This window comes from Micromonospora inositola (assembly GCF_900090285.1).
Lineage (GTDB): Bacteria > Actinomycetota > Actinomycetes > Mycobacteriales > Micromonosporaceae > Micromonospora > Micromonospora inositola.
Window position 1 is genome coordinate 3,835,405 of sequence record NZ_LT607754.1, and the last position, 22,927, is coordinate 3,858,331.

General features: G+C 74.3%; 21 protein-coding genes. 13 read left to right on the forward strand and 8 right to left on the reverse strand.

Features of this window, described 5'->3' with window-relative positions; genetic code table 11:
• Nucleotides 1-155: 155 nt before the first annotated feature.
• Nucleotides 156-1,655, forward strand: a complete 1,500-nt coding sequence (locus tag GA0070613_RS18385) for an MFS transporter (RefSeq protein WP_089016034.1) — start codon at nucleotides 156-158, stop codon at nucleotides 1,653-1,655.
• 228 nt (nucleotides 1,656-1,883) lie between these two features.
• Nucleotides 1,884-2,405 carry a hypothetical protein gene (locus GA0070613_RS18390; protein ID WP_089013433.1) on the forward strand — a complete coding sequence of 174 codons (522 nt, stop codon included), beginning with the start codon at nucleotides 1,884-1,886 and terminating at the stop codon, nucleotides 2,403-2,405.
• A gap of 186 nt (nucleotides 2,406-2,591) precedes the next feature.
• On the opposite strand, the gene GA0070613_RS18395 is transcribed toward GA0070613_RS18390, so the two are convergent.
• Entirely contained in the window at nucleotides 2,592-4,004 is a 1,413-nt protein-coding gene (locus GA0070613_RS18395) for an alkaline phosphatase PhoX (RefSeq protein WP_089013434.1), read from the reverse strand.
• A 195-nt stretch (nucleotides 4,005-4,199) separates the two neighbouring features.
• On the opposite strand from GA0070613_RS18395, the gene GA0070613_RS18400 reads away from it, so the two are divergent.
• The gene (locus GA0070613_RS18400) at nucleotides 4,200-6,743 is read left to right on the forward strand and encodes an FtsK/SpoIIIE domain-containing protein (protein ID WP_089013435.1); all 2,544 of its coding nucleotides are present in this window, start codon (nucleotides 4,200-4,202) and stop codon (nucleotides 6,741-6,743) included.
• Entirely contained in the window at nucleotides 6,740-7,576 is an 837-nt protein-coding gene (locus tag GA0070613_RS18405; protein ID WP_089013436.1) for a hypothetical protein, read from the forward strand. The genes GA0070613_RS18400 and GA0070613_RS18405 overlap by 4 nt, the downstream gene beginning before the upstream one ends.
• Here GA0070613_RS18405 and GA0070613_RS18410 read toward each other — a convergent pair.
• Entirely contained in the window at nucleotides 7,546-8,550 is a 1,005-nt protein-coding gene (locus GA0070613_RS18410; RefSeq protein ID WP_172875846.1) for an FAD-dependent oxidoreductase, read from the reverse strand. The two genes, GA0070613_RS18405 and GA0070613_RS18410, sit on opposite strands and share 31 nt — an antisense overlap.
• Nucleotides 8,551-8,653: 103 nt before the next feature.
• Complete coding sequence (locus GA0070613_RS18415) at nucleotides 8,654-9,658, reverse strand: CehA/McbA family metallohydrolase (protein WP_172876003.1); 1,005 nt, start codon at nucleotides 9,656-9,658, stop codon at nucleotides 8,654-8,656.
• A 300-nt stretch (nucleotides 9,659-9,958) separates the two neighbouring features.
• Here GA0070613_RS18415 and GA0070613_RS18420 point away from each other — a divergent pair, with 300 nt between their 5' ends.
• Both GA0070613_RS18420 and GA0070613_RS18425 read left to right on the forward strand, forming a co-directional pair.
• Nucleotides 9,959-10,222, forward strand: a complete 264-nt coding sequence (locus GA0070613_RS18420; RefSeq protein ID WP_089013438.1) for a DUF6244 family protein — start codon at nucleotides 9,959-9,961, stop codon at nucleotides 10,220-10,222.
• Nucleotides 10,223-10,347: 125 nt separating this feature from the next.
• Nucleotides 10,348-10,539: a DUF397 domain-containing protein gene (locus GA0070613_RS18425; RefSeq protein ID WP_089013439.1), complete on the forward strand. Its 192-nt coding sequence runs from the start codon at nucleotides 10,348-10,350 to the stop codon at nucleotides 10,537-10,539.
• Between the two features lie 35 nt (nucleotides 10,540-10,574).
• Here GA0070613_RS18425 and GA0070613_RS18430 read toward each other — a convergent pair whose 3' ends face one another.
• Nucleotides 10,575-11,588: an SEC-C domain-containing protein gene (locus GA0070613_RS18430; RefSeq protein WP_089013440.1), complete on the reverse strand. Its 1,014-nt coding sequence runs from the start codon at nucleotides 11,586-11,588 to the stop codon at nucleotides 10,575-10,577.
• Between the two features lie 295 nt (nucleotides 11,589-11,883).
• On the opposite strand from GA0070613_RS18430, the gene GA0070613_RS18435 reads away from it, so the two are divergent.
• Nucleotides 11,884-12,723 (forward strand): lipase family alpha/beta hydrolase, encoded by an 840-nt coding sequence (locus GA0070613_RS18435; protein WP_089013441.1) that lies wholly within the window; start codon nucleotides 11,884-11,886, stop codon nucleotides 12,721-12,723.
• Between the two features lie 52 nt (nucleotides 12,724-12,775).
• On the opposite strand, the gene GA0070613_RS18440 is transcribed toward GA0070613_RS18435, so the two are convergent.
• Nucleotides 12,776-13,648 (reverse strand): aldo/keto reductase, encoded by an 873-nt coding sequence (locus GA0070613_RS18440; protein ID WP_089013442.1) that lies wholly within the window; start codon nucleotides 13,646-13,648, stop codon nucleotides 12,776-12,778.
• 303 nt (nucleotides 13,649-13,951) lie between these two features.
• On the opposite strand from GA0070613_RS18440, the gene GA0070613_RS18445 reads away from it, so the two are divergent.
• From GA0070613_RS18445 to GA0070613_RS18465, 5 genes are all read left to right on the forward strand, one after another.
• Complete coding sequence (locus GA0070613_RS18445) at nucleotides 13,952-14,317, forward strand: YciI family protein (RefSeq protein ID WP_089013443.1); 366 nt, start codon at nucleotides 13,952-13,954, stop codon at nucleotides 14,315-14,317.
• 289 nt (nucleotides 14,318-14,606) lie between these two features.
• A complete protein-coding gene (gene pyk / locus GA0070613_RS18450; RefSeq protein WP_089013444.1) occupies nucleotides 14,607-16,055 on the forward strand; it encodes a pyruvate kinase in 1,449 nt (482 codons plus the stop codon).
• Nucleotides 16,052-16,933 (forward strand): acyl-CoA thioesterase, encoded by an 882-nt coding sequence (locus GA0070613_RS18455; protein ID WP_089013445.1) that lies wholly within the window; start codon nucleotides 16,052-16,054, stop codon nucleotides 16,931-16,933. Before pyk ends, GA0070613_RS18455 begins: the two co-directional genes overlap by 4 nt.
• A gap of 79 nt (nucleotides 16,934-17,012) precedes the next feature.
• The gene (locus GA0070613_RS18460; RefSeq protein ID WP_089013446.1) at nucleotides 17,013-17,483 is read left to right on the forward strand and encodes an RrF2 family transcriptional regulator; all 471 of its coding nucleotides are present in this window, start codon (nucleotides 17,013-17,015) and stop codon (nucleotides 17,481-17,483) included.
• A gap of 35 nt (nucleotides 17,484-17,518) precedes the next feature.
• Nucleotides 17,519-18,445, forward strand: a complete 927-nt coding sequence (locus tag GA0070613_RS18465) for a sulfite exporter TauE/SafE family protein (RefSeq protein ID WP_089016036.1) — start codon at nucleotides 17,519-17,521, stop codon at nucleotides 18,443-18,445.
• Between the two features lie 33 nt (nucleotides 18,446-18,478).
• Here GA0070613_RS18465 and GA0070613_RS18470 read toward each other — a convergent pair whose 3' ends face one another.
• From GA0070613_RS18470 to GA0070613_RS18480, 3 genes are all read right to left on the reverse strand, one after another.
• Nucleotides 18,479-19,912, reverse strand: coding sequence for a pyridoxal-dependent decarboxylase (locus tag GA0070613_RS18470; protein ID WP_231929262.1), 1,434 nt, complete (start codon nucleotides 19,910-19,912; stop codon nucleotides 18,479-18,481).
• A 210-nt stretch (nucleotides 19,913-20,122) separates the two neighbouring features.
• Nucleotides 20,123-21,118 (reverse strand): LLM class flavin-dependent oxidoreductase, encoded by a 996-nt coding sequence (locus GA0070613_RS18475; protein ID WP_089013448.1) that lies wholly within the window; start codon nucleotides 21,116-21,118, stop codon nucleotides 20,123-20,125.
• Between the two features lie 60 nt (nucleotides 21,119-21,178).
• Entirely contained in the window at nucleotides 21,179-21,658 is a 480-nt protein-coding gene (locus GA0070613_RS18480; RefSeq protein ID WP_089013449.1) for an Lrp/AsnC family transcriptional regulator, read from the reverse strand.
• A gap of 102 nt (nucleotides 21,659-21,760) precedes the next feature.
• On the opposite strand from GA0070613_RS18480, the gene GA0070613_RS18485 reads away from it, so the two are divergent.
• The gene (locus GA0070613_RS18485; protein ID WP_089013450.1) at nucleotides 21,761-22,921 is read left to right on the forward strand and encodes a trans-sulfuration enzyme family protein; all 1,161 of its coding nucleotides are present in this window, start codon (nucleotides 21,761-21,763) and stop codon (nucleotides 22,919-22,921) included.
• Nucleotides 22,922-22,927 lie beyond the last annotated feature (6 nt).

Below are 22,927 nucleotides of genomic sequence, written 5' to 3' on the forward strand. Positions count from 1 at the left end.
TGCCGGGGGCTGCCCTGCTGATGCGGGCTGCCGCCGGCGACCCGGTGAACCTGCTCACGAATGCGGCGGATCGGTTTGACCGCGGGCCAGACTTGGCGGCTGCCGCACCCGAAATGGTGCGGCTTTGTCATGTCGTCGCCAACGGGGAGGTCGTCGTGGCCCTCGGAGCCACGTTCGCCGCGCTGCGCCACCGGAACTACCGGATCTGGGCCGGCGCCGGGTTCGTGTCGGTGATCGGGACCTGGATGCAGGTGCTCGGCGTCAACTGGTACGTGCTCGCGCAGACCCGCTCGGCGACCTCGATGGGCCTGGCCGTCCTGCTCCAGGCCCTGCCGACCCTGCTGCTCAGCGTCTGGGGCGGTTCGCTGGCCGACCGGCTGCCGGCGAAGCCGCTGCTGATCGCCGCCCAGGCGGTGCACGCCGCGCTCGCCGCCGGGCTGGCCATGGTCGCCGTCACCGGCGCCGGCGGCCTCCCGGCGGTCTACGCGATCTCCCTGGTCACCGGCGCGGTCTCGGCGATCGAGGGCCCCGTGATGGGCCGCTGGTGCTCCACCCTGGTCGACCGGGAGAGCCTCGGCAACGCGATCGCGCTCGGCTCGCTGACCAACTCCGCCGGGCGCATCCTGGGCATGAGCATCGGCGCCGTCATGGTCGCCGCCGTCGGCCCGGCGCTGCTCTTCGCCAGCAACGCCGCCAGCTTCGTCGCCGTGGTCGTCGCCCTGTTCGCCGTACGTGAGGGGGAGCGGCACATCGGCGAGCCGGCGGCGGCCGACGCGGCGCCGGAGGATGGCGGCATCCGGGCCGGGTTCCGCTACCTGCTCCGGCAGCCGGTGGTGCTGGTCGCGCTGGCGCTGTCATTCGTGCTCGGCAGCCTGGGCCGCAACTACCAGGTGACCATGGCGGCGATGAGCGACGGGCCGCTGCGCGGCGGCGCGTCCGGGTACGGCTTCCTCTCCACCGTCTTCGCGGTCGGCACCGTGCTCGGCGCGCTCGTGGCGGCCCGCCGGCGGGAGCTGGGCTACGGCATGCTGGTCGGCGCGGGTCTGCTGGCCAGCGTCCTGCAGATCGCCGCCGGCCTGGCCCCCGGCACCATGAGCTTCGCCGCGGTGATCCTCCCCGTCGCCGCGGCGGCGGTGGTCATCGACACCACGGTCGGCGCTCGCGCCCAGCTCGACACCGACTACGCCATGCGCGGCCGGGTGCTGGCCGCCCTGGCGGTGACCGGCTCGGTCTCCGCCGCGGTCGGCGCACCCCTGCTCGGCTGGCTCTCCGAGCACGTCGGGCCCCGGCAGACCCTGGTGCTGGCCGGCGCGGTGACCGCGGTCGCCACCGTGGCCGCGGGCGTGGCCCTCGACGGGCTGCGCGACCACCGGCTGCGTCGCCGGGTCACCCTGGTGCTGGCCGCGCCCGCCGCCGTGCGCCGCCCGGTACGCCGGGTCGCCGCCACGGCCGCCCGGGTCGTCCGACCCGCTGCCGCGGTGGTCGGCGCCGCCCGCCCGGCCCGGGTGCCCCGCCCGGCCGGGAGCGTGCCGCCCGGCATGCGCCTGGCCGCCCTCCGGCCCGGCGCCGGCCGGCTCCGGTCCAGCCGGGCCATCCGTGCGGCCCACAGTGCGCGACCTGCGCGTCGCACCGATCCCGCCGTCGCCCCCGACTGACCGGCGCGGCCCGGTCGGCCGCCCACCTGGTCGACCGCCCCCGTTCCGGCGGAAAGCTGGCAGCCCCGAGCGGTGGCCGATGTGCTCTTCGGTCGCTATCGAGCTGATGTCGAAAACGATTCAGGCGGGCCCGTGCACGACGATGCTGTGAGCGAGGCCATGACCTTCGCGGCCGCCGCCCATGCTTTCGGGACGGGACGCCACGAAGATCATCGTTACGCTGCCGGTATGGACATCGAGAAGCGCCTGCGCCGGGTGCGCGGGTGGCTGTGGGTCGTGGTGGTGGGCTTGTTCCTGAGCGGGGTGACCGCGTTCCCGCTGGAGATCGAGGTGCGCTGGTTGCTGCGGGCGCTCGATCCGCTCTCCGGTCAGCTCCCGGCGCTGGTCGGCTGGATCGAGCGGGTCCACACCGGACTGGTCGAGACCGGCGACCGTTATCCGTTCATGCGCTACGGCACCGACTGGCTCGCCTTCGCCCACCTGGTGCTCGCGGTGGCGTTCTGGGGGCCCCTGCGGGACCCGGTGCGCAACGTCTGGGTGGTCCAGCTCGGCATGATCGCCTGCGCCGGGATCGTGCCGCTGGCGCTGATCTGCGGGCCGGTCCGGGACATTCCCTGGTTCTGGACGCTGGTCGACCTGTCGTTCGCGGTCGGCGCGTTCCCGCCGCTCTGGTTCGCGTACCGGCACATCCGCGCGATCGAGGCGGCGACCGCCAGGCCGGCTGAATCACCGGTGACATCAGCTTCGTAGCGTCGGCTCAGGGTTACCGGGGCCGGCTTGCGGCCGTGCCGGACGACCGGCCGGGCGCCCCCTCCCACCGGGGGAAGCGGGTGCCCGGCCGGCTCGACGCCACGTACGCCGACCTGGGGTGCGGTCCCGCCTGACCGACCGACGGCCGGCGGCCCCTCGTGAGGACCGCCGCCGGTCGGGGTGTGGTCAGACGTCCGCGTTGCTCGGCCGCCCCCACGGGCCGGTGATGGCGAAGACGTAACCCGGGGTCTGGATGTTGGCGAAGAGGATCTTCCCGTCCGCGCTGAACGTCGGCCCGGTGAACTCGCTGTCGTTGAGCTCGTTGCGGGCCAGCGGGTACGCCTTGCCCTGGGCGGTCACCCCGACCAGGTGGGACACCCCCTCGCCGTCCTCGGCCAGGATCACCCCGCCGTACGGGGAGACGGTGATGTTGTCCGGCCCGTCGAAGTTCCCGGCGTCGGCGTCCGGGTCCTGGTTCACCCCGAAGATGGTCTTCAGGGTGACCGTCTCGCTGCGCGGGTCGTAGAACCAGACCTGGCCGTCGTGCTCGTTGGTGCTGCCGTCGGAGAGCCGGGCGAAGCTGGCCACGAAGTACGCGCCGCCGTCGGCCCACCAGGCGCCCTCCAGCTTGCGGCTGCGGGTCACCTGCTCGTCGGTGAACTGCTTGCGCACCGAGACCGTCTTCGCGTCCCGGTCCGGCACGTCGACCCACGCCACCTTGTACCGGGTGCCCGGGGCGGTGGCCTCGGACAGGTCGGCGATGTGCTGGCTGCCCAGGTAGCAGATCATCGCCTGAAGGTTGCCCACGGTGTCACCGTCGGGGCGCTGCGCCAGCGCCCGCAGTGCGCCCTTGCCGCCGCGGAAGCCGGCGGGCGGCGTCCAGCGGAAGTAGAGCCCGTTCGGCCCGCCGGCGTCCTCGGTCAGGAAGATCGCGTGGGTGTACGGGTCGACGGCCACCGCCTCGTGCGAGTAGCGGCCGAGGAACTTCAGCGCCACCGGGTCCTGGTTGGCCGCCCGGTCGTGCGGGTCGACCTCGAAGACGTACCCGTGGTCCTTGAGGAACCTCCCGCCCTTGCGCTGCTCGGTCTCCTCGCAGGTCAGCCAGGTACCCCAGGGGGTGATGCCGCCGGCGCAGTTGTTGTGCGTGCCCGCCACGCTCACGTACTCGCGCAGCCGCCGGCCCTGCCCGTCCACCTCGATGGTGGTGGTGCCGCCCTGGGCGCCCGGGTCGTAGGTTAGGCCGGCCATCGCCGGCACCGGGTACGGCTCGCCGCCGGCGATCTCGTGGTTGTTGACCAGCACCGAGCCCTCACGGCCGAGGAAGCAGCCGGTGCCGTCGGCGTCGCTCGGGGTCGGCTGCCCGGACTCCAGCAGGGTCGCGCCGGCCTGCGCCACGATGGTGTACGAGAAGCCGGGCGGCAGCGCCAGCAGACCGGCCGGGTCCGGGACGAGGTCGCCGTAGCCGACCGCGGGGCGGGTGGCGGCGCGGGCCGCCACCGGCCCGGCGATCGCTTCCAGATTGCCGGCCACCACGATGCCGAGGCCGCCGGCCGCGCCGCCGCGCAGCACGGCGCGGCGGGAGATGGGGGAGGAGGTCACGTCGTCGCCTTCCTGTTCACCAGTTGTGGTTCCGCCAGCAGGCAAGTCGGCCCGGGCCAACGATGGCCGGCATGGCCGGCGACGTACAGGTGAACAATGGCCCAACCATCGGCGCGCCGCACACTGTGCCGGGTCGGCGGGCGTCGGTTAGGGTTCCCCTCGATCGTGGACCGCGGCGGCGTCGGGGGGACAGAGGTGGGCAGGCTCGCGGCGGCGTACGGGCAGGCGGTCGCCGCGCACCGGGAGGCCGTACGGCGGTGGGAGAACGGCCGCCGGGCGCTCGCCGCCGCCGGACCGCCGGCCCCCGACAACGCGGAGCTGGTCGCCCGGCTGGCCCGGGTCGGCGCCGACCTCGCCGGCCCGCCGCACGGCGCCGCCGACCTCACCGCCGCCCCGGTGCCGGTACGCGTCGGCGAAGCCACCACCCTGGACGGTGGCTTCCCGGTGCTGCTGCCGCTGGCCGGGGGCGCCCATCTCGCGGTGGACTGCGACGCCCGGGACCCCCGGGTCGGCGAACTGCTGCGGGCGGTGGTCGTGCGGCTGCTCGCCGCCGCCCCGGCCGGCGCGGTCCGGGTCGCCGGGATCGACACGGTCGCCTTCGGGGCGGCCTTCGTGCCGCTGCGTCCGCTGCTCGACGCCGGGGTGCTCGCCCCGCCGGCCACCACCGCCGCCGACGTGGCCGCCCTCCTCGACGAGGCGGAGCGGCACGCGCGTACCGCCCAGCACGCCGGCCCGGTCGACCGGGAGCTGCTGCTGCTCGTCGCCGCGTCGGCGCCGCCGCCGCGCGAGCTGGCCCGGCTCGCCGCGCTGACCCACGCCGGCCCGGCCGCCGCGGTCTGCGTCCTGCTCGCCGGTCACCCGCCGGCCGGCCCGGGCGATGCCCCGCCGCCGCTGGGGGCGGCCACCCAGCTCCGCCTGAACGAGCGGTACGCGCTGGTCGGCGACCCGCCCGGCCAGCCGTTCAGTGCCGACGGCAGCGGGCTGGCCGCCGCGGTGCTGCTCGACGGGGACCCGCCGGCCGCCTCGGTGGCCGCGCTCGGCGCGCGGCTCGCGGCGGCCACCCGCCGCGCCGAGGCGCTGCGCTTCACCGACCTGCTCCCCCCGCGGCGCTGGGCGGAACCGGCCGGACCGGGACTGCGGACGGCGCTCGGCCGGGCCGGTCGGGAGCAGGTGACCGTTGCCTTCGACGACGCCACCCCGCACTGGCTGATCGGTGGTCGCACCGGGGCGGGCAAGACGGTGTTCCTGCTCGACGTGCTCTACGGGCTGGCCGCCCGGTACGCCCCGGCGGAACTCCAGCTCCTGCTGCTCGACTTCAAGGAGGGGGTGAGCTTCACCGAGTTCGTCCCCACCGAACGCGACCCGTCCTGGCTGCCGCACGCCCGCGCGGTCGGCATCGAATCCGACCGCGAGTACGGCGTGGCCGTGCTGCGGGAGCTGCGCGCGGAGCTGACCCGCCGGGCCGACCTGCTCAAGCGGCACGGCGTCACCAAGCTCGCCGACCTGCCCCCGGACGCCCGTCCACCCCGGATGGTCACCGTGGTCGACGAGTTCCAGGTGCTCTTCGCCGGCAATGACGCGCTGGCCCGGCAGGCCGTCGACCTGCTGGAGGAGCTGGCCCGCAAGGGCCGCTCGTACGGCCTGCACCTGGTGCTGGCCAGCCAGAGCACGACCGGCGTCGAGGCGCTCTACGGCCGGGCCGAGGCGATCTTCGGCCAGTTCCCGCTGCGGGTGGCGCTGCCCGGCGGAGGCGGCGTGCTCGACCCGCTCAACGACGCGGCGAAGGCCCTGGAAGTCGGCTCCGCCGTGGTCAACACCGCCGGAGGGGCGGCGGGCGCGAACACCGTGGTCCGGTTCCCCGACGCGCACGCCGCCGCCGCGGACCTGGCCACCCTCCGCCACGAGCTGTGGGCGGCCCGGCCGGCGGGCGCGCGGCCACCCGCCGTCTTCCGGGGGTACGAGACGCCGCGGCTGACCGACGACCCCACCTGGGCCGGGCTGCGATCGGGCGGCGACGTGCCGCTCGCCCTGGTCGGCCGTGCGGTCGACGTGGCCGGCAGCGCCGCCGGGTTCACCCTGGACGCCACCCCCGGCCGGCATCTGGCCGTGGTGGGCACCGCCACCGCCGGGGCGGACGTGCTCCGGGCGGCCGTCCTCAGCCTGGCCCGGCAGCACGCCCCCGGCACGGCCCGCTTCCTGCTCGTGCCGCTCGCCGCCGGGACGGTCGAGCTCGCCGACGACCTGGCCATGACCCTGGCCGCCGCCGGCCACCCCGTCGAACGACTCGACGCGGCCGGCCTGCGCGAGCGGATCGTCGGGCTCGCCCACCCGGACCGGTCCGGAACCGCCGGCCGGACCTACCTCGTGGTGTTCGGTGTGGACGCCGCCTCGGCCGCGCTGGCTGCCGCCGACCCGGGCACCTTCCGCTCCGGCCACGACGACCTGCGGGCCCTGCTGCGCCAGGGGCCGGGCCACGGGGTGCACCTGCTCGGCTGGTGGCGGGGGCTGCGCCGGCTCGCCGAGGACCTCGGCGGCGCGCAGCACCGGGACGACGTCGCGTGCCTGGTCGCGCTGAACGTGCCCGGCGCCGACCTCGGCCTGCACCTCGGCGTGCACGACCTCAGCTACACCCCGCGCGCCGGCCGGGCGCTGCTGGTGGACCGGCACGACCAGCGCATCCGGCTGATCGTGCCGTTCGTCCACGAGGGGCCCGAGCCGGACGGGGGTGCCGACCGGTGACCGGGTTCGAGGAGTACGCGGCGCTGGCCCGGCAGCTCTCCGGCCAGCGGCGCGGCGCGGACCGGGCCGCCACCGCCGAGGCGGACCGCCGCCGGGCGCTGCACGCCGCGGTCGATCAGCTCGGCCAGCGGCTCGCCGCCCAGCGGCAGCGTCTCGAGCAGCTCGGTCGGGCCATCGGCGCCGCCGCGTCCGGGTCGGCGGTGCCGTCCGCCGCGTCGGCCGCACCCGCCTCGACCGTCGTGGCCCCGTCCGGTCCCGGTCAACCCGGGACGGCGGGTTCCGGCGGCGCAGCCGCCGCGCCGGGGCGGTCGGGGGTCGGGGCGTACCCGCAGGGGGTGGTGACGACCGGTGCGACGCCGACGCCGGGCGCCGGCCCGACGGGCGCCGGGGTGCCGGCCCCGCGCGCGCCGGAGGCCGACCCGGCGGCCGAGCTGGCGGCGGCCCGGCAGCTCGCCGACGAGGCGGACCGGCACGGGCAGCAGGCCGACGGGCTCGCCCGGCGGCCCGCGCTGCTGCCGACCTGGTCCCCGCTGGCCCGGGCGTCCGCCGTCTACACCTGCTCCGCGCTGGCCGGGGCGGTGCTGATGCTGGCCATGGTCGTCGCCTCCGGCCTCGAGGTGGTCGGGCTCGGCACTCTGTACGCCTCGATGTGCGCCGGCCTGCCGGTGGCGTCGTTCGTCGCCGGCTACCTGGTGCTCGGCAGGTGGGGGCGACAGGTGATCGACGGCGACGCCCCGCCGTCGCGGTTCGTCCCGCTCGGCTTCGTGATCTGCGTCCTGCTGGTGCCGCTGGTCTACTGCGCCTACCTGCTCGCATTCCGCGTGCTGCGCTGAGCCGTTCCGAGCTCGTCCTCGTCGTCCAGCGCCAGCCGGGCCACCTCGGCCGCGCAGCCCCAGGACAGGGTGATCCCCGCGCCCCCGTGGCCGTAGGCGTGCACCAGCCGACGCCAGGTCGGAACCCCCGGCTGGACCGCCACGCGCGGGCCGCCGTGCCGGGCCGGCCGCAGCCCGACCCGTTCGCCGAGCACCGGCGCGGCGGCCAGCTCCGGCACCAGGGCCACGCACCGGCGCCGGATGGCCGCCGAGGTGGCCGGGTCGGGCCGGGTGTCCCACTCGCCCGGCTCGAACGTGCCGCCCAGCACCACGTCGTGCCGGCGCGGGTGCACGTAGGCGATCCCCGCCGGGTTCTCCTCGTCGCGGACCGAGGTGGTCAACCCCGGGTTCGCGACCAGCACGACCTGCCCCCGTGCCGGGTGCACGGCCGGGTCGTCGGCGAGCCGGCCGGCGGCCAGCCCGGTGGCGTTGACGACCGTCGGCGCCAGGGCGAAGCCGTCGGTGAGCCGGTCGAGCCGGCCGCGCAGCAACCGCCCGCCGGCACGGGCGAACCGCTCCCGCAACCAGCCGAGGTACGGCACCATCTCCACGGTCGGCGCGGTGAACCGCAGCTCCGTCGAGTACGGCCCGGCGCCCGGCGCGGCGAGCAGGTCCCCGGTGGCCGCCGCCCACCAGGGCGGGCCCTCCCACGGCCGGCGCAGCAGCATCCGGGTCGGCCGGGCCACCACGCCCGGCACGCCCGCCGTCGCCTGCCGGCCCAGCTCGGCGTGGGTCTCCCGGGCCCAGCGCAGCACCCGCGGGTCCTCCTCGGTGTGGCTGGGGTACCAGACCGCGGCGGCTACCGCCGAGACGGTGTCCGCCGGTTCGTCGGCGGCCAGCAGGGTCACCCGCGCACCCCGCTCGCGCAGCCGCACCGCCGCCGTCAGGCCGATGATCCCGCCACCGACCACCACCACGTCCGCCCTCCCCGTCATGGTCAGCCTCCCCGTCGGGCCGCCCGCAGCGGGCGGCTGGACCTGGATCGTCCCCCCGCCGGAACGGCGCGGTCCAGGCCGGATCGACCGGCGGCGATTGAGTTCAGGTCAGGATGACGGGGTTGGTGAGCGCCGCCATGTGCCCTCCGGGCTGGCGTACCTCGACTCGGACGAACGCCGATTCTGCCGCGCTGGTGCGCCATTCCACAGCACCGGATCCGCCGCTAGGCAGGGACTCGCGGTGCACCTTGCCTCGATCGGTGTGGAAGCTGACGGTGCCGGACGGCACGCCCCGCACGTCCACCCGTACCACGGCCGGCTCGCCGCAGGTCCTCAGCCGCTCACCGATTCCGGCGCTGCGATCACCAGCAGAGGCGGTGAGGGACAGCTCAATCGCAGTCGACTCGGCGATCCAGCTCCGCCCGGCCCGGATGCCGGCAAGGACCGCGTCGGTGCTCAACTCCTCGGCCAGCACGACGGTTTGCGGTATGCCGATCTGGCCATCCAGATGCGTGTCGCTGTTACCCATCGCCGGCCGCCACCGCCCACCGTGGATGTCGGCAGCCAGGCTGCGACCCCATTCGGCCAGTGCCGCCCCATTGTCAGCGTTCCAGGGCAGGTCTGAGCTCCACAGCCCGTTCCACACCTCTACCACGTCGAACCCGTGAAACGGGTACATGAAAACGCCAGAGGGATACGGCGCGTGCGGGTGGGCCGCCACGCACAGCCCACCGGCTTGACGTACCTGGTCCAGATGCCGGTCGTTCACGTCATCGCGGATGCCATACCGCCAGTCGACCACCTGTCCCGGGTCGACGCCGAGCGCCAGCCAGTGCCCGGTCCGGGTGGTGACCTCCTGGCCCAGAATCACCAGCAGATCGTCACCGGCGAGTGGACCCCAGACGCCATGAGTGTCAGATGTGTTGTGCTCGGTGATGGCGATGAAGTCCAGCCCGATCTCACGGGCACCGGCTGCAAGCTGCTCCGGCGTCAGCTCTCCACCGTTCGAGCGCGCCGAATGCACGTGGCAGTCACCCCGGTACCAGCCACGCCCCCGACCAACCACCCGGCTCGGCGGGAACTGGGACTGCGAGACCCGGTCCGCCATGTCGTCATCCGAAGCCATCCCGGCAGGGTACTCACCCACTAGGACGACGCTTCTGACCACCGCGTCGGCGACCTGCCGGGTTGGCGTTGACCGTGCCCTGGGTACGGCTGCGCCGGTTCACCGCCCCCACCCCGACCGTCGACATCGGACTCGCCCGGCGTCGAGGCACCACAACCCGGCGGTACGCCGCCTCGCCGCCCTGCTCGCCGCCGGCTGACGGGTGCCGGCCGGGCCGTTGTCGTGTCAGGATCTGTCACCGGCCCCGGCGTACCGGGCCGGGGTCTGACCAGGGGAGGGCGCGTGAGCGCGGCGCAGATCATGGCGAGGCTGGCGGCGGCGGCCCAGAAGCTGGACGAGGCGAGGGCCAAGACGGCCGCCGCGGCACAGGACGCCGCCGAGGCGCGGGCACTGGTCGCCGGCGCCCTCGAAGGCGTGGCGGCCGGTCCGCTGATCGGCGTGATCGACGCGTACCGGCAGGCCCTCGCGCAGGCAGCGCAGGGCGGCGAGCCGGCGAAGCAGCACGTCCAGGAGACCATCGCCAGGGTGCAGGCGCTGGGCAGCTGACCCGGGTCACCGCGCCCGGGCCCAGGTGAGGAAGCGTTCGGTCAGGTTCTCCGGCGCGGCGTGCCCGTTGAGCCGGGAGAGCTGGGCGCCGGCCTCGGCCATCAGCGTGCCCAGGTAGACCAGCAGTGCCGTGCGGTCGGCGGGGGTACTCGACCAGCAGAGCCAGAAGCGGCAACGGCGGTGCCTGCGTCGAGGTGGCCGACAACCTGCCCGGGGTGGTCGCGGTCCGTGACTCGAAGGACCCGGCCGGCCCGGCCCTGACCTTCACTCCCGCGGCCTGGCGGACGTTCGTCGTCCGGGTCGCTGAGCGGGGGTGACCCTCCCGTATGCGGGAGGACCGGCCGAGTAGGCGTCAGCTCCGCGACCGGGGCAGGCAGCACTTCTTGTATTTGCTGCCTGACCCGCACCAGCACGGCTCGTTGCGGCCCGGTGGCCACGGTATCGGGTCGGCCTCCGCGAGCAGGGAGTCGGCATACTCGTCCACCGCCGCCAGGTCAGTCGGGTCGAGGTCGGCGTCCCGGGCGAAGCTGGCCACGCCCTCCGCGGAGCCGGCGACGAGCCCCAGACCGCTCACGCCCTCCTCGGCCAGCTCGACCAGGTCCCGCTCGGCCCGGGCCCGGTGGTCGTCCCAACCGGTCCCGTACGTCTCCGCCAGCGCCGGCCAGCGCAGCAGCAGCGCGTTGAACTCCGCCCGGGGCCAGAAGACGATCCCATTCGGGCCGTCGTCGAGCTGGTCCAGGGCTCGTGAGCTGGCGGCCCGCAGCCGGTCGGCCAGGTTGTCGAGGTCGTCGTGGGGCAGGTCCATCTCCCCGCGCAGCCGGTGCCGTTGCTGAACGAGTCCGTACACCATCGCGGCGGTCTGCTGCTGCGACTCCTCCGCCGCGTACGGCCGGTCCGTGGTCCGGCCCAGGAGCTCGCGGACCGCGTCGGTCAGCCAACGCTCGGCGAGGTCGTCGTACCCGACTTCCTCCAGCACCTCGGTCACGTAGGTTGCGGTCGGGTCGACGGTCAGCAGCGGGCGCAGCTCCTCCAGCCCTGCCATCGCTTCGTCGACGCGGCCCAAGCGGTGCAGCAGCCGGGCGCGCATCGCCCGGGAGTAGCCGTGGTCCGGCTCGCCGTGGGTGCGGTGGACGTCGATGGCGCGTTCGGTCAGGGCCAGCGCCCGTTCCGGGTCGTCCTCTTCCCGTTCGACGATCTCCGCGGCGAGGGTCAGTGCGTACCCGAAGTCGCGCTTGTCCAGGATCTGGCCGCCGTCGACCGCATCGACCAGGCGGGTGACCAGCGCCTCCGGGTCGGGCGCGGAGTACGCGAGGTGACCGATCTCGTCGAGGTCGTCGCTGCTCAGCAGCTCGGTGGAGGAGGTCATGGCACTTCCCGTGATCCCGGCTGGACGAATCGGCACAGCGTACCGCCGCTGACCGATGGCAGAACCGTTGACATGGAGTCCCGGCGGTGGTGTCGGAGCGCTGCGTGACGCCGCGGCGCAACCGATTCATGCGCCCGAAATGCCTGATCGCGCTCCCATCGGGAGTTCACGTTACCCGCCCGTAACTTTTCATTGACGAGCACGAATTGTGACCCGCATCATCGTGCCACCGATCGATCGGATCCCCCCACCCACCGTCCCGGCTCCCCGGGTGCCTCCCACCGGAGGTGCAGCCATGCTGCTCCGAACGATCCTCGCCGCCACCACCGCCGTCGCCGCCCTGCTGGTCCCTGCCACCGCCGCCCAGGCCGGCACCCACCACGCCACCACCACCAGCGCCACCACCACCGGCGCCGTTGCCACCACCGCCCGCACCGCCGGCACCGTGGCCGGCAGCGAGGCGATCGCCGCCGCCGGCGCCAACCCCGTCATCGTCGTCGGGGGACTGATCGGCGTCTCCATCGCGTACGAGCCGATCGCCGCCCGGCTGCGCGCCGACGGCTTCCGGGTCTCCATCTACCAGCTCCCCGGGCTCGGCTTCGGCGACATCCGCGAATCCGCCCGCGCCCTCGCCACGTACGTCGACCAGGTCCGCGCCGCCACCGGGGCGGCCAAGGTGGACCTGGTCACCCACTCCGAGGGCGGCCTGGTCTCCCGCTGGTACGTCAAGTTCCTCGGCGGCGTCGACAAGGTCGACCGCTACCTCAGCCTCGGCAGCCCGCAGCAGGGCACCTACGCCGCCAACATCCTGAACTTCCTCGGGCTCGGCAGCTGCGCCGGCATCGTGGCCTGCCAGCAGATGTCGATCGGCTCGGACCTCCTCGCCGCCCTCAACGGCGGCGACGACACCCCCGGGACGGTGCGCTGGACCACCGTCCGGACCTGGCAGGACGAGCTGGTCTGGCCTATCGCCAACGCCAGCCTCGCCGACGGTGCCACCAACGTGCTGATCCAGGCGTGGTGCCCGCTGCGGGTGGTCGGCCACCTCGGGCTCATCCTCGACGGGACGACCTACACGGTGGTCCGGCAGGCGCTCACCGACGCCGCGATCCGCCCCAACTGCTTCGCCCTCTGAAGCGCGAAACGGCCGGCCGCCGAGAGGGCGGCCGGCCGTCTGCGTACCGCGCTCAGGCCGCCTTGGCGAGGGCCTCGAACTCGTCGTCGGTGAGCTTCACCTCGGCCGCGGCGATGTTCTCCTCCAGGTGCGCCACGGAGGACGTACCCGGGATGGGGAGCATGACCGGCGACCGGCGCAACAGCCAGGCGAGCGCGAGCTGCGCGGGCGTCGCGCCGTGCCCGGTGGAGATCGCGTCCAGCGGACCGCCCGGCTTGGCCAGGTTGCCGGTGGCGATCGGGAACCACGGGATGAACGCCAGGTCGTTGCGCTCGCAGTGGTCGAGCACGTCCTCGGCGCTGCGGTCGGCGAGGTTGTAGAGGTTCTGCACCGAGACGATCGGGGTGATCTTCCGGGCCGCCTCGATCTGCTCCACGGTCACCTCGGACAGGCCGATGTGCCGGATCTTGCCCTCCTGCTTGAGCAGCGCCAGCTCGCCCAGCTGGTCCTCCAGCGGCACCTTGGCGTCGATCCGGTGCAGCTGGTAGAGCCCGATGCTGTCCAGGCCCAGGTGGCGCAGGCTCAGCTCGCACTGCTGGCGCAGGTACTCCGGGCGGCCGACCGGGCGCCAGTCGCCCGGGCCCGAGCGGGTCAGCCCGGCCTTGGTGGCGATGACCAGGTCGTCGGCGTACGGGTGCAGCGCCTCCTTGATCAGCAGCTCGCTGACGAAGGGCCCGTACGAGTCCGCGGTGTCGATGAACGTCACGCCGAGTTCGTACGCCCGGCGCAGCACCCGGACCGCCTCGGCGGGATCCTTCGGATCGCCCCAGACCCCGGGCCCGGTGATCTGCATCGCCCCGTAGCCCAGCCGGTCGACCTGGAGGTCGCCACCGATCCGGTACGTCCCCGAAACCTTCGCGGGCTGCCTGCCTGCGTCGATCGCCATGAGCGGTCCCCAATCCTGTCCGTCGTCGTCAACGTATCGGATTTCCCGGGAAACGCCGGCCGCAACGTCGATGCCGGGAGTGTGGGTGGGGACACGTTCGCGGTTCCGGATCACCGCCAGGGCCTGGTCGCCCACCCGGCCGGAGAGGTCGGCCAGCAGCGCGGGCCGCGACGTGGCGCGGACGAACGGCCCATCCGGTCGGCTTCCGGCCCGGCCGGGGGGCAGTTGCGCCGAGCGCCCGCTACGGCGGTCCGGCTCGTGCGACGCTGTGCCCGGGTCGGGCGTACGTCGGGAGGAGGCGCCATGTCGGGAACGCCGCAGGTCGACTTCGCGCTCGACACGTACGAGTGCATCGTGCTGTACCCGGGGCCGTCGGGCCGGGCCCTGCCGGAGGAGACGGTGCAGCGGTTGCAGGCCGAGCACCTCCAGCACATGCGGGCGCTGCAGCGACGGGGCATCATCCTGATCGACGGCTCGGTGGACGGACCGGCCCGCGAGCCGGACCCGCCGATCGGCTTCGGGCTGGCCCGGACCGGCTCCGTGGACGACGTCCGCAGTGTGATGGAGGCCAACCCGGCCGTGCAGGCCGGCCTCTACCGGGTGGACGTGCTGACCTTCCTCTGCCCGGCCGGCTCGCTCGAGTTCCCGCTGGCCAAGACGCAGACCTGAGGCCGAGCCCCGGGATGTCCTGGGCCGAGGCGTGCGCACGTCCGGCACCAGCGCGCTGCCGCCGCAGCCGGCGCGGACCGGCCGCCGGGTGGACTCCAGGAGGACACAAGCCGGTACCTGACGGCGGGCGGTACGATTTCGGCCGCGCGGTCGCCGATGCCCGCCGACACACGACGTTCCCGGTGCGGTTCCGTCCGCCCGCTGCGCGGGAATCGCGCGCCGTTGGGCGAAAGTTCCGCAGTCCGCAAGGGGTCGGCCGGCAGGTCGATCCGAAGGAGAGACTAGCCTGATGGGCGTGACACGCCGCGCGAAGATCGTCTGCACTCTCGGCCCCGCCACCTCGTCCCCGGAGCGCATCCGGGGCCTGGTCGAGGCGGGCATGAACGTGGCGAGGCTCAACTTCAGCCACGGCAGCCATGAGGATCACGAGTCGGTCTACCGGCTGGTCCGCGAGGCGGCCGACGCGGCCGGCCACCCGGTGGCGATCCTCGCCGACCTGCAGGGCCCCAAGATCCGGCTGGGCCGGTTCGCCGACGGCCCGCACGAGTGGCGCACCGGTGACTCCGTCGTGATCACCGCGGACGACATTCTCGGCACCAAGGACCGGGTCTCCTGCACCTACCGGAAGCTGCCGCAGGAGGTGAAGCCGGGCGACCGGCTGCTGATCGACGACGGCCGGGTCGCGGTCGAGGTCAGCGACGTCACCGGCAACGACATCCGCGGCCTGGTCACCGAGGGCGGCCCGGTCTCCAACAACAAGGGCGTCTCGCTGCCCAACGTCGCGGTCAGCGTGCCGGCGATGTCGGAGAAGGACGCCGCGGACCTGCGCTTCGCCCTCGGCCTGGGCGTCGACCTGATCGCGCTCTCCTTCGTCCGCTCGGCCGAGGACATCAAGCTGGTGCACGGCATCATGGCCGAGGAGGGCGTGTTCCGCCCGGTGCTGGCCAAGGTCGAGAAGCCCGAGGCGGTGGACCACCTGGAGGCGATCGTGCTCGCCTTCGACGGCGTGATGGTCGCCCGCGGCGACCTCGGCGTCGAGCTCCCGCTGGACCAGGTGCCGCTGGTGCAGAAGCGCGCCGTGCAGCTCTGCCGGGAGAACGCCAAGCCGGTCATCGTGGCCACCCAGATGCTCGACTCCATGATCGAGAATTCCCGGCCGACCCGGGCGGAGGCCTCGGACGTGGCCAACGCGGTGCTCGACGGCGCGGACGCGGTGATGCTCTCCGGCGAGACCAGCGTCGGCAAGTACCCGGTGCTCACCGTCAGCACCATGGCGAAGATCATCACCACCACCGAGGCCGGCTCGATCGGGGTGCCGCGGCTCCAGCACGACCCGCGTACCCACGGCGGCGCGCTCACCGTCGCCGCCTCCTCGATCGCCCGGGCGATCGGCGCGAAGGCCATGGTCGCCTTCTCGCAGACCGGTGACACCGTCAAGCGGCTCGCCCGGCTGCACTGCGACCTGCCCCTGCTGGCCTTCACCCCGGTCCCCGAGGTGCGCAACCAGCTCGCGCTCTGCTGGGGCGTGGAGACCTTCCTGATGCCGTTCGTCGAGCACACCGACGACATGTTCCGCCAGGTCGACCAGGCGCTGCTCGGCCTCAACCGGGCCAACCCCGGCGATTACGTGGTGATCGTGGCCGGCAGCCCGCCCGGCACCCCGGGTTCCACCAACACCCTGCGGGTGCACCAGCTCGGTTCGCTGGTCGACGCCGCCTCCGCGCGGGCCCTGCAGTGACCGAGCGCCAGCCGGCCGGCCAGGCCGCGGTCGACCAGCTGCTGGAGGTCCTCGACCTCGACCACATCGGCGAGATGACCTTCCGGGGGATGAGCCCGCCGGTGGGTCCGCAGCGGGTGTACGGCGGGCAGGTCGCCGGCCAGGCGCTGGTCGCCGCCGGACGCACCGTCGACCCGGAACGCTTCGTGCACTCGCTGCACGGCTACTTCGTCCGGCCCGGTGACCCCGCCGAGCCGATCGAGTACCAGGTGGAGAACGTCCGCGACGGCCGCTCCTTCTCGGTACGCCGCTCGGTGGCCCTGCAGCACGACAAGCCGATCTTCTTCATGTCGGCGTCGTTCCAACGGCAGGAGGAAGGGCTGGACCACCAGGCCCCCACCCCGCCGGACGTGCCCGGGCCGGACGACGTGCCCACCATGACCGACCGGCTCTCCCGGTATCCGGAGCGGCTCGGCATCTGGGGGCAGATCCCCCGCCCGATCGACGTCCGGTACGTCGGCGAGCCGGGCTGGGTACGCCCCGGCGACCGGCCCGCCGACCCGTACCAGCGGGTCTGGATGCGCATCGACGGCAAGCTGCCCGACGACCCGCTGCTGCACGCCTGCGCCCTGACGTACGCCTCCGACCTGACCCTGCTCGACTCGGTGCTGTCGGTGCACGGCGAGGTCTGGGGTCCCGGCGGCGTGGTCGGGGCGAGCCTCGACCACGCGCTCTGGTTCCACCGGTCGTTCCGGGCCGACGAGTGGTTCCTCTACGACTGCTGGAGCCCGTCCGCCTCCGGCGCGCGAGGGCTGGCCACCGGCCGGATGTTCACCACCGACGGCCGGCACATCGCCAGCGCGGTGCAGGAAGGGCTGCTTCGCCGCGTCGGCGCCTGACCGGCCGGCGGCTCTGCCGGGACCGATCGGCCGAGGGTCGCCAACCCTGGCGGTTGATCAGCGGACTAACCTTGCCGGCATGCGTCTCTCCGCTCGGGTCGACTACGCCCTCCGCGCGGCGGCCGAGCTGGCCTCGGTCGCCGACGACACGGCGGCCGGACGCAGCCGGCCGGTCACCGCCGAGCAGATCGCCCGCGCCCAGGAGATCCCGCCGAAGTTCCTGGAGAGCATCCTGCTCCAGCTGCGCCGGGGCGGGATCGTGCACGCCCAGCGCGGCCCGGAGGGCGGCTACTGGCTGGCCCGGCCGGCGGCGGAGATCTCCCTCGCGGAGATCATCCGGGTGATCGACGGCCCGCTGGCGCACGTCCGGGGGCAGCGACCGGAGGAACTGGGCTACCAGGGTGCCGCGCGGGCGCTGCAGGACGTGTGGATCGCGTTGCGGGCCACCGAGCGGGAGATCCTCGAGCTGGTCACCATCGCCGACGTGGCCAGTGGCACGCTGCCCGGCCGGGTCAACGAGCTCGCCGCCGACCCGAGCGCCTGGAGCTGACCCGCGCCCCCCGCGTGGTCGACGGCGCGCTGGGCATGGCGTACGGGTTGACCTCGTCCACCCTGCTGCTCTTCGCCGGAGTGGCGCCGGCCGCCGCCTCCGCGTCGGTGCACCTGGCCGAGATCGGCACCACGCTCGCGGCCGGAGTGGCGCACTGGCGGTTCGGCAACGTCGACTGGCGGGTGGTCGGCCGGATCGCCGTGCCGGGAGCGATCGGGGCGTTCGCCGGCGCCACCTTACTGAGCTCCATCTCCACCGGGGCCGCGGCGCCCTGGATGGCCGCGATCCTGTTCACCCTCGGCGCGTGCCTGCTGGTGCGCTTCGCCCGACCGCTGCCCGGCAACCGGGCCGCCGGCCCGCTGCGCGGGCGGTTCCTCGGTCCGCTCGGCCTGCTGGCCGGCTTCGTCGACGCCACCGGCGGCGGGGGCTGGGGGCCGGTGGCCACGCCGGCGCTGCTGGTCTCCGGACGGATGGAGCCGCGCAAGGTGATCGGCTCCGTGGACACCGCCGAGTTCGTGGTGGCGGGCGCGGCCAGCGCCGGCTTCCTGATCGGCCTGGGCGCCGAGGGCTTCCTGCTGCCCACCGTGGCGGCGCTGCTGGTCGGTGGCCTGGTCGCCGCGCCGATCGCCGCCTGGCTGGTCCGGATCGTCCCGGCCCAGCTGCTCGGCGCCACCATCGGCGGGGTGATCGTGCTGACCAACGCCCGGACGCTGATCCGCGCCGGCGAGCTGGGCGGCCCGGTCCCGTCCCTGCTCTACGTGGTGCTCGCCGCCGGCTGGCTGGTCGCGCTGGCCCTGGCGGTGCGCGCGCTGCGGCGTACCCGCCGGGCCATCGCCGACACGGCGCCCGCCGCCGACGGCGCCCCGGCCACGACGGCCGCCGCCGATGCGATCGTGGTGGGGGAGCCCGCGACCGCCGACGTGGACGGGTCCCGTCGGCTGGCCGTGGCCGTCGAGGGCTGATCCGCTCCAGGCGGCTGGTCCCTGGGGCGGCCGTCAGCCGGTCAGCAGGTCTTCGGCCGCCGCGGAGAGCAGGTCCCACGCCTCGTCGACGTGCTTCTCGGTCGTCAGCGGCGAGCCGACCGCCAGCCGCAGCGTGTACCGCCCCTCGACCCGGGTGTGCGTCAGGTGCACCCGACCGGTGTCGTTGACCCGGCGCAGCAGCTCGGCGCTCGGCTCGTCACCGGCCCGCAGCCGGAAGCAGACCAGCGAGAACGGATGGGCGGCGGCCAGCTCGAACCGGTCGTCGGCCTCGATCCGCTCGGCGAAGCGGTCGGCGAGGGCCACCCCGGTGCGGATGTGCGCCCGCAGCCCCTCGACGCCGTACCAGCGGAGCACGAACCAGAGCTTGAGTGCCCGGAAGCGGCGGCCCAGCGGCACCTGCCAGTCCCGGTAGTCGAGCACCGCGCCGGACTCGGTGGCCGCGTTGCGCAGGAACTCCGGCATCACCGTCAGCGCCTCGATCAGCTCGCCCCGGTCGGCCACCCAGAACGCGTCGCAGTCGAAGCCGGTGAGCAGCCACTTGTGCGGGTCGAAGCAGTACGAATCGGCGCGCTCCAGCCCGGCGTGCGACCAGCGCAGCTCCGGGCAGACCGCGGCCGCGCCCGCGTACGCGGCGTCGACGTGCAGCCACACGCCGTACTCCGCGCAGATCGCGCCGATCTCCGGCAGCGGGTCGACGGCGGTGGTGGAGGTGGTCCCGATCGTCGCCACCACGATCACCGGCGTCACCCCGGCGGCCCGGTCCGCCTCGATGGCCGTCCGCAGCGCCTCGGGGCGCATCGCCTGGGTCCGCGGGTCCACCTCGACCGCTCGGACGCCGTCCGCGCCCAGCCCGGCGATCCGGGCGGCCTTCTCGATGGAGGAGTGCCCCTGGGTGGACGTGTAGGCCCGGTACCGCCGGTCGATCCCGTCCACCCGCCAGCGGCCCCTGCTCGCCCGGTGCAGCGCGGCCAGGGTGGCGACCAGGGTGGCCGAGGAGGCGGAGTCCTGGATCACCCCGCCGCCCCGGCCGGTGGAGCGGAACCGCTCCGGCAGGTCGAGCAACCCGGCGAGCCAGTCCAGCGTCACCGTCTCCAGCTCGGTGCAGGCCGGGCCGGTCGCCCAGAGCATGCCCTGCACGCCGAGGCCGGCGCTGACCAGGTCGCCGAGCACGCTCGGGCCGGAGGTGTTGGCCGGGAAGTAGCCGAAGAAGCCGGGATGCTGCCAGTGGGTCAACCGCGGCGCGATCACGCTGTCCAGGTCGGCCAGCACCGCCTCGACCGGCTCGCCCCGTTCGGTCGGGCCGGCCGGCAGCGCGGCGACCACCGCGCCCGGCGGGTCTTGGGAGGTCACCGGTCGCTGCCCGAGCGTCGTCCAGTAGTCCGCGATCCAGTCGACCACCGCGTACCCGGCGCGCCGAAACTCCTCGGGGTCCATGTGCTCAGCCATGCCCTCGAGTCGATCAATTTCTCCCGACGAGGGCAAGGGCCGGAAGGCAGGCACCGGGTCGCCGACCGCGGAATCCGCACAGTCGGCGACCCGGTGCACCACACCGCAGCACCCCCGACCCGTCCCGACCGGGGAGTGCCGTACCACCACCGGTCACCAAGCTAGGCGCGCTCCGCGACGGTGGGGTGACGTCGCTATGAAGAGCGTGTTTCAGCCGTTCCGGCGCAGGCCACCGGCCACCTTCTCGGCGACCAGCTCGAAGGAGCGGACCCGGTCGGCCACGTCGTACACCATCGTGGTCAGCATCAGCTCGTCCGCGCCGGTGCGCTCCAGCAGCTCGCCCAGCTGGCGGCCCACCGTCTCCGGCGAACCCATCGCCTGACCCTCCCGGCGCTGCCGGACGAAGTCGCGCTCCAGCTCGTCGTACGGGTACGCCGCCGCCTCCTCCGGGCTGGCCAGGGGCTCCGGGCGGCCCGAGCGCAGCTTCAGGAACGACAGCGAACTCGGCCCGGCCAGCCACTCCGCCCGCTCGTCGGTCTCCGCGCAGACCACGTTCACCGCGACCATCGCGTACGGCTGCTCCAGCCACTGCGACGGCCGGAAGCTCTGCCGGTAGAGCTGGAGCGCGGGGAGGGTGTTCTGGGCGCTGAAGTGGTGCGCGAACGAGAACGGCAGCCCGAGCAGCCCCGCCAGTTGGGCGCTGAACCCGCTCGACCCGAGCAGCCACACGGCCGGGGACTGGCCGCGTCCCGGGGTGGCCGTGATCGGCCCCGGCTCCTCGCCGCTGAAGTAGTTCATCAGGTCCGCGAGCTCCCGGGGGAACCCCTCGGCTGACAGCCCCTCCATGGTCCGGCGTAGCGCCAGTGCGGTCACCTGGTCGGTGCCCGGCGCCCGGCCGATGCCCAGGTCGATCCGGCCCGGGTGCAGCGCGTCCAGGGTGCCGAACTGCTCGGCCACCACCAGCGGGGCGTGGTTGGGCAGCATCACGCCGCCCGAGCCCAGCCGGATCGTCGAGGTGTTGGCGGCCAGGTGGGCGAGCAGCACCGCCGGGGCGGAGCTGGCGATCGCCGGCATGTTGTGGTGCTCGGCCACCCAGAACCGGTGGTAGCCCAGCTCCTCGGTGCGGCGGGCCAGCTCGGTGGTGTGCCGCAGCGCCTCACCGGAGGTCGTCCCACGGGCCACGGGAGCAAGATCAAGAACAGACATGGGTACGTCGATCACTCGTTGAGCAACTCCGCCCGCGCCGGAATTGTTCCGGATGGTGCGCTAACCCATACCGCGCGCCTGCTCGAAGATCAGGCTGGTCTGGGTGTGCTGCACCGCCGGGTCCACCGCCAGGTGGTCGAGCACGAAGTCCCGCAGCGCGTCCCCGGAGGCCGCGCGCACGTGCAGCACGTAGTCCTCCGCGCCGGCCACGTGGAACACCGACACCACCCCCGGCAGCCGGACCGACCGGGCCCGGAACGCGTCCACCGCCGCCCGTTCGTGCGCGGTCAGCCGCACCGACACCAGGGCCTGCAACGGCAGTCCCACCGCGGCCGGATCGACCTCGGCGTGGAAGCCGCGGATCGCCCCGCACTCGCGCAGCGCCCGGGTCCGGGTCAGGCACGTGGAGGGTGCCACCCCCACCCGCTCGGCGAGGGCGTTGTTCGGCTGCCGGCCGTCGGCGGCCAGCTCGGTCAGGATCGCGCGGTCGACGTCATCCAGGGCCGCGAACGGCCGCACATCGTTCGGTGCAACGGGCATGCGAGCATCCTTCACCGAATCGGCGAGCGTTGGAAGAGCTGATGACAGAATCTTCTTCGTGCCTATTGCTTCCAGCTGCGCTGATGTTCGACCCTTCCGGTCATGACAGCCGTGGACACCAGAGCCGTGCACGCCGGGCGCGACGACCTCGCCGGTCTCGGCGTCCACGTGCCGCCGATCGACCTCTCCACCACCAACCCGCTGCCCTCGGTCGACGACGGCGGCGACGCGTACGAGACCCTCGCCACCGGCGGCACCCTCCCCGCCGGCGGCAGCGCCGTCTACCAGCGGCTCTGGAACCCCACCGTGGCCCGGTTCGAGACCGCGCTCGCCGAACTCGAGGGCACCGCCGAAGCCGTCGCCTTCGCCAGCGGCATGGCCGCCCTCACCGCCGCCCTGCTCGCCGCCACCCGCGACGGGAAGCGGCACATCGTCGCCGTCCGCCCCCTCTACGGCGGCACCGACCACGTGCTCGCCACCGGCCTGCTCGGCACCGAGGTCACCTGGGCCCGCCCGGACGAGGTCGCCGCCGCCGTCCGCCCCGACACCGCGCTGGTCATCGTCGAGACCCCGGCCAACCCCACCCTCGACCTGGTCGACATCGGCGCCCTGGCCGACGCCGCCGGCGACGTCCCCCTGCTGGTCGACAACACCGTCGCCACGCCCGTGCTCCAGCAGCCCGCCCGGCACGGCGCCACCCTGGTGCTGCACAGCGCCACCAAGAGCATCGGCGGCCACGGCGACGTCCTCGCCGGCGTGGTCGCCTGCGACGCCGGCTGGGCCACCCGGCTGCGCCAGGTCCGCGCCGTCACCGGGGCGATCCTGCACCCGCTCGGCGCGTACCTGCTGCACCGCGGCCTGCAGACGCTGCCGCTGCGGGTCCGCGCCCAGCAGGCCGCCGCGGAGAAGCTGGCCATCTGGCTCGCCGGCCACCCTGCCGTCGAGCGGGTCCACCACCCGGCGGTGCACGACCCGGCCGGGCTGGTCGGCCGGCAGATGTCCGGCACCGGCAGCCTGCTCGCCTTCGAGGTACGCGGCGGCGCGCCCGCCGCGGCGGCCGTCGCCGGGGCGTGCGAGCTGATCACCCACGCGGTGTCGCTCGGCGGGGTGGACACCCTGATCCAGCACCCGGCCTCGCTGACCCACCGGCCGGTGGCGGGGGAGGCCAAGCCGTGCGGCGGGCTGCTGCGGGTCTCCGTCGGGCTGGAGGACCCGGAGGACCTGCGCGCCGACCTGGAACGGGCGCTCGCCGCGATCGGCTGAGCGCCT

What these genes read in the sequence shown, in the direction of transcription:
- GA0070613_RS18390 (WP_089013433.1), top strand. Translation starts at nt 1,884, where the DNA reads ATGGACATCGAGAAGCGCCTGCGCCGGGTGCGCGGGTGGCTGTGGGTC.
- GA0070613_RS18410 (WP_172875846.1), bottom strand. Translation starts at nt 8,550, where the DNA reads ATGACGGGGAGGGCGGACGTGGTGGTGGTCGGTGGCGGGATCATCGGC.
- GA0070613_RS18415 (WP_172876003.1), bottom strand. Translation starts at nt 9,658, where the DNA reads ATGGCGGACCGGGTCTCGCAGTCCCAGTTCCCGCCGAGCCGGGTGGTT.
- GA0070613_RS18430 (WP_089013440.1), bottom strand. Translation starts at nt 11,588, where the DNA reads ATGACCTCCTCCACCGAGCTGCTGAGCAGCGACGACCTCGACGAGATC.
- GA0070613_RS18435 (WP_089013441.1), top strand. Translation starts at nt 11,884, where the DNA reads ATGCTGCTCCGAACGATCCTCGCCGCCACCACCGCCGTCGCCGCCCTG.
- GA0070613_RS18440 (WP_089013442.1), bottom strand. Translation starts at nt 13,648, where the DNA reads ATGGCGATCGACGCAGGCAGGCAGCCCGCGAAGGTTTCGGGGACGTAC.
- GA0070613_RS18445 (WP_089013443.1), top strand. Translation starts at nt 13,952, where the DNA reads ATGTCGGGAACGCCGCAGGTCGACTTCGCGCTCGACACGTACGAGTGC.
- pyk (WP_089013444.1), top strand. Translation starts at nt 14,607, where the DNA reads ATGGGCGTGACACGCCGCGCGAAGATCGTCTGCACTCTCGGCCCCGCC.
- GA0070613_RS18460 (WP_089013446.1), top strand. Translation starts at nt 17,013, where the DNA reads ATGCGTCTCTCCGCTCGGGTCGACTACGCCCTCCGCGCGGCGGCCGAG.
- GA0070613_RS18465 (WP_089016036.1), top strand. Translation starts at nt 17,519, where the DNA reads ATGGCGTACGGGTTGACCTCGTCCACCCTGCTGCTCTTCGCCGGAGTG.
- GA0070613_RS18470 (WP_231929262.1), bottom strand. Translation starts at nt 19,912, where the DNA reads ATGGCTGAGCACATGGACCCCGAGGAGTTTCGGCGCGCCGGGTACGCG.
- GA0070613_RS18475 (WP_089013448.1), bottom strand. Translation starts at nt 21,118, where the DNA reads ATGTCTGTTCTTGATCTTGCTCCCGTGGCCCGTGGGACGACCTCCGGT.
- GA0070613_RS18480 (WP_089013449.1), bottom strand. Translation starts at nt 21,658, where the DNA reads ATGCCCGTTGCACCGAACGATGTGCGGCCGTTCGCGGCCCTGGATGAC.
- GA0070613_RS18485 (WP_089013450.1), top strand. Translation starts at nt 21,761, where the DNA reads ATGACAGCCGTGGACACCAGAGCCGTGCACGCCGGGCGCGACGACCTC.